Source organism: Mesorhizobium sp. M7A.F.Ca.CA.003.01.2.1 (assembly GCF_003998945.1).
Lineage (GTDB): Bacteria > Pseudomonadota > Alphaproteobacteria > Rhizobiales > Rhizobiaceae > Mesorhizobium > Mesorhizobium ciceri.
Window position 1 is genome coordinate 1 of sequence record NZ_RZRA01000441.1, and the last position, 4,563, is coordinate 4,563.

Annotated in this window: 7 protein-coding genes; 2 read left to right on the top strand and 5 right to left on the bottom strand. The window is 62.1% G+C overall.

The window, feature by feature from the left end:
• The 5 genes from EN969_RS18185 to moaA all read right to left on the bottom strand — a co-directional run.
• The coding region (locus EN969_RS18185) for an NTP transferase domain-containing protein (protein ID WP_164758328.1) at window positions 1-175 on the bottom strand (175 nt) is incomplete at its 3' end.
• Between the two features lie 55 nt (window positions 176-230).
• The gene (locus EN969_RS18190) at window positions 231-1,151 is read right to left on the bottom strand and encodes a DMT family transporter (RefSeq protein ID WP_063167990.1); all 921 of its coding nucleotides are present in this window, start codon (window positions 1,149-1,151) and stop codon (window positions 231-233) included.
• Window positions 1,152-1,372: 221 nt separating this feature from the next.
• Window positions 1,373-1,732, bottom strand: a complete 360-nt coding sequence (locus tag EN969_RS18195; protein WP_013531701.1) for a hypothetical protein — start codon at window positions 1,730-1,732, stop codon at window positions 1,373-1,375.
• 119 nt (window positions 1,733-1,851) lie between these two features.
• Window positions 1,852-2,322 (bottom strand): hypothetical protein, encoded by a 471-nt coding sequence (locus EN969_RS18200; protein WP_063167991.1) that lies wholly within the window; start codon window positions 2,320-2,322, stop codon window positions 1,852-1,854.
• A gap of 54 nt (window positions 2,323-2,376) precedes the next feature.
• On the bottom strand, window positions 2,377-3,372 hold the full coding sequence (gene moaA, locus EN969_RS18205; protein ID WP_013531699.1) for a GTP 3',8-cyclase MoaA: 996 nt from the start codon (window positions 3,370-3,372) through the stop codon (window positions 2,377-2,379).
• 199 nt (window positions 3,373-3,571) lie between these two features.
• Between moaA and EN969_RS18210 the strand changes: the two genes are divergently transcribed.
• A complete protein-coding gene (locus tag EN969_RS18210; RefSeq protein WP_013531698.1) occupies window positions 3,572-3,925 on the top strand; it encodes a DUF971 domain-containing protein in 354 nt (117 codons plus the stop codon).
• Between the two features lie 65 nt (window positions 3,926-3,990).
• Window positions 3,991-4,563, top strand: a 573-nt coding sequence (locus EN969_RS18215; RefSeq protein ID WP_164758329.1) for a pyridoxamine 5'-phosphate oxidase family protein, incomplete at its 3' end; no start/stop codon positions are given.

Below are 4,563 nucleotides of genomic sequence, written 5' to 3' on the forward strand. Positions count from 1 at the left end.
ATCGTGCAGGGTCGCCATTGGCGCTGAGCGCCATCGATTCTATTTGCGGGGCGAAGCGCGACACGACCTGGTCAAGCAGGCAGCCATCGCCAAGCGGCAACAGGCTCTTGTCGCCGCCGCCCATCCGCCTCGACTGGCCACCGGCCAGAACAATCCCCGCAATGTCTCGCTTCATGCCACGAAGCCTGTACGCCAGCCGTCGGAAATCACAAGAACCTTCAATGATCTGGCTAGATTCCGTCCGGAACCATGCTTGGCCCCGTGCTTTCGGCGACGATCTTGCGCCGGCCGACGACCCGCTCGCGGTAGAGCGCATAGAGGCCGGAGCCGATGATGATGGTGGCGCCGACGATCATCGGCAGATCGGGAATGTCCGCGAAGATGAACAGGCCAAGCAGGATCGACCAGATCAGGGCCGTGTAGCGGAACGGCGCGATGAAGGAGATGTCGCCCGCCCGCATCGCCATAATGATGAACTGGTAGCCGATAATCACCAGCACAGCAGCCAGGGCCAGCAGGGCCGTGCTGTTGCCCGTCATCGGCGTCCAGCCGCCCATTGCCGGCAACAGCGCCGCGCCGACGATTGTCATGGCAAGCGCGGTCGCGGTCGACACCAGCAATGTCGGAATGGCCTTGGGGATCCGCTTGGTGGCGAGATCGCGCACCGCGCAGCAGGCGACGCTGGCCAGCGCCGACAGCGAGTAGACGCTGAACCCTTCGAAGCCCGGCCGCACGATGATCAGCACGCCGGCAAATCCGATGGCGATGGCCAGCCAACGCCGCCAACCGACAGTCTCGCCAAAGACAAGTGCCGCTCCCATCGTCACCGCCAGCGGCAGCGCCTGCAGCACCGCCGAAACATTGGCGATCGGCAGATGGGCGAGGGCGACGAGGAAACTCACCGTTGCGCCGGCCTCGCTGATCACGCGCAAGGCGACCAGAGGCTGCAGCATCGAGCCCGGGCGGGCGAGAGCGCCGCGCTGCCAGGCCAGCAGGCCGACGAAAAGCGAAGCGAAAGCCCCACGGATCAACATGACCTGCGCCATGTTCATCGATTGCGACGAGTATTTGGTTATGGCGTCGTTGAGGGTGAAGCCGGCCATCGCCACCATCATGAACAACGCGCCGTGAAGATTTGGAGACAGGGGCAAGACGGCTACCGGTTCTGCTAATACATATCGCCCAAAAGTGACCTCGGTTTTGGGGAAACGACATGCATAAGAAACAAAGACCTGAAGCGCGTGGCCTGAATCCGTTCAAACGCGACGCGCTTTAGGCAGCAAGCCTGTAACAGTCGGGCATGAAACAGCAACAGCAAAGGACTGGGCCACAGCCTTGTTTGTGGCCCGGAATATCGCCTGCGATGGCGAACTTACTTCTTCGGCGTAAGCACCTCGGTGCCATTGCCTTCCTTGCCGGCGATCGTCCAAAGACCGTGCAGCGAACCGTCCGCCGCCACCTTGTAGACGACGAGGCCAATGTCCTTGTCCATGACATAGCCGGCGGAGAAGGCATCATCGTTGCGCATGCAGATGCCGTCGGAAGATGAGCCACCAGTTTCCCAATGGATCGCGCAGGTCGTCCCGCTGGTCAGCGTGATGGTGGCTTCGCCGCCATAGGCCGAGCCGTCGAAGTTGGTGCCGGCGACCGTATAGGTGCCGCCGATCGACTGCGCCGCCGCGGGCACGGCCGCGAGGCCAAGCAGTGCCAGAGAAAGAACGAGTTTGCGCATGGTGTATCCCCCTGCGAGCGAAGAGCAGCTTCCAGGGGAAGGCTAGGCTGGAACAGACTGGCCGTAAATCCGGCTGCGGTTCGCGAACAAGACTTTTTCTGGGGTGTGGTCCGAAACCGTCATGGCCCCTTGAGACTGCCGGCGATGGCGCCGACCAGCGGATCGTATTTCGACTTCAGCGCCGGCGGGTAGTCGACCCAGACCGTACGGATGATACCGTCTTTCCCAAACAGACGTCGCTCGTAGAATATCTTTCCATCCCTCAGGCCCGACAGCACGGCCCAGTCCTTTCCGGCCTTGCTGTAGGTGACCTTGTAGCCCGGCTTCTTGCTCGCCTTCTCCGCCGCGACAAAGCCTTTCGGCGTGTCGTCGTCGACGTTGAGGATGCCCGAGCAGATCAGGCTGGCGCCATCGGCGCTCAGCCATTGCTGTCCGTCGCCATTGTCGGGCTCCGGCTGGCGATCGGTGAAGACGTCGTCGGGAAAGGTGCAGACAGTGCCGAAGCGATCGTTCACATAGGTGAATGGCGCGGCGACCGCACTGGTTGCTGCCATTGTCGCAATGACCAGGAATGAAGAGTGCAGCCGCATGCTCGCCTCGAAGTCATGATCCCGAAGCGATATTGCATGAATTTCACGGAAAGATCAGCCGCCAGTGACGCTCATGTGGCGTGACACCGATGGGCGGCTGGTGCGGCGGTCGATGATGAAGTCATGGCCCTTGGGCTTGCGGCCGATGGCTTCGTCTATAGCTTCGGCGACCAGCTCGTTGCCTTCCGAGGCGCGCAAGGGCGCGCGCAGATCGGCGGCATCTTCCTGGCCGAGACACATATAGAGGGTGCCGGTGCAGGTCAGCCGGACGCGGTTGCAGCTCTCACAGAAATTATGCGTCATCGGCGTGATGAAGCCGAGCCGTCCGCCGGTCTCGGCGACCTGGACGTAGCGCGCCGGGCCGCCGGTCTTGAAGGGAATGTCGGTCAGCGTGAACTGGCGTTCGAGCGACGCGCGCAGCAGCGACAGCGGCAAATACTGGTCGGTGCGGTCGGCATCGATCTCGCCCATTGGCATGGTTTCGATGACCGTCAGGTCCATGCCGCGGCCATGCGCCCAGCGCATCATCTCGGGCAGCTCGGCGTCGTTGAAATCCTTCAACGCCACTGCGTTGAGCTTGACCTTGAGCCCGGCCGCCTGCGCGGCATCGATGCCTTGCATGACCTTGTCGAGATGGCCCCAGCGGGTGATCTTGTGGAATTTGTCGGCATCGAGCGTATCGAGCGAGACGTTGATGCGCCTGACGCCGCAATCGGCGAGTTCGGCGGCAAAGCGCGACAGCTGCGAGCCGTTGGTGGTCAGCGTCAGTTCTTCCAGCGCGCCGCTTTCGAGATGCCGCGACAGCTGGCGCACCAGATGCATGATGTTCTTGCGCACCAGCGGCTCACCGCCGGTCAGCCGCAATCGCCTGACGCCCTTTTCGATGAAAACCGTGCACAGCCGGTCGAGCTCTTCCAGCGACAGCAGGTCCTTCTTAGGCAGGAAGGCCATGTCCTCGGCCATGCAATAGGTGCAGCGGAAATCGCAGCGGTCGGTAACCGACACGCGGAGATAGCTGATCGTGCGGCCGAAAGGATCAATCATGTCCATGCTTCAAGCGCTTCCCGTGGCCGTGAACGGCTTCGTTATATACCGCTATGTGATACGATCCGGCCTGCTGTTCAAGATAGCGCCTCTCGATCTTTGGTAACATCTCTCAGCCGACATCGCATGTCGGTCGGTCTCATCAGACCTTTTCCCGTTTGGCGAAGCGGCGTAGGGAAGGGCGGATGACACGGGATCGAACAGCATGACCGCACCGAAAGAACTCAGGGTTTCCAAGGACCGCAAACTTCTGTCCGTCACCTTTCCCGACCACCATCCGTTCGAACTGCCGGCGGAACTGCTGCGCGTCGCCTCGCCATCGGCCGAAGTGCAGGGCCATTCGCCGGATCAGCGGGTGACGGTCCCCGGCAAGCGCAATGTGGCGATCCTGAAGATCGAGCCGGTCGGCAACTACGCCGTGCGCATCACCTTCGACGATTTCCACGACACCGGCATCTTCACCTGGAATTACCTGCATACGCTCGGCCACGAGAAGGATGCGCGCTGGGAAGCCTATCTCGCGGAGCTTGCGGAAAAGGGCCTTAGCCGGGACCGCTAGGGCATCGCTGTCGTGAAGATGTCATCGATCTGGGGTAGCGCCGGCAAAGGTTTGGAGGCGAAAACATGTCCGTCATCACCACGGTCGAGCAGCTCGAGGCACTCTATGGCGTTCCAGGCGAGGCCTCGCTGGTCAAGGAACTCGACCACATCATTCCCGAATATGCCGCCTTCATCGAAGCCTCGCCCTTTGTCGCGCTGGCGACCAGCGGGCCGGAGGGGCTTGATTGCTCGCCGCGCGGCGATCTCGCCGGCTTCGTGCGCATCCATGATCCGAAAACGCTGATGATGCCGGACCGACGCGGCAACAACCGCGCCGATTCGCTGAAAAACATCATTCGCGACCCACGCGTCGGCCTGCTGTTCCTGGTGCCGGGCTCCGGCACGACGCTGCGCGTCAATGGCCGCGCCCACATCACAACGGATACAGCGCTGTGCGCGTCATTCACGGTGGACGGCAAGGCGGCGCGATCGGTGACCGTCGTCGACATCGATGCGGTCTATTTCCAATGCGCCCGGGCCATCGTCCGCTCCGAGCTCTGGAACCCGGCAAGGCATGTCGAGCCGAAGTCGCTGCCGACGCCCGGACAGATCCTGGAAATCACCAGCCGCAAGAACATCGACGGCGAAACCTACGAC

Excerpts from the sequence above, each read along its gene's own strand:
- moaA (WP_013531699.1), bottom strand. The coding sequence starts at position 3,372 with ATGGACATGATTGATCCTTTCGGCCGCACGATCAGCTATCTCCGCGTG.
- EN969_RS18200 (WP_063167991.1), bottom strand. The coding sequence starts at position 2,322 with ATGCGGCTGCACTCTTCATTCCTGGTCATTGCGACAATGGCAGCAACC.
- EN969_RS18210 (WP_013531698.1), top strand. The coding sequence starts at position 3,572 with ATGACCGCACCGAAAGAACTCAGGGTTTCCAAGGACCGCAAACTTCTG.
- EN969_RS18195 (WP_013531701.1), bottom strand. The coding sequence starts at position 1,732 with ATGCGCAAACTCGTTCTTTCTCTGGCACTGCTTGGCCTCGCGGCCGTG.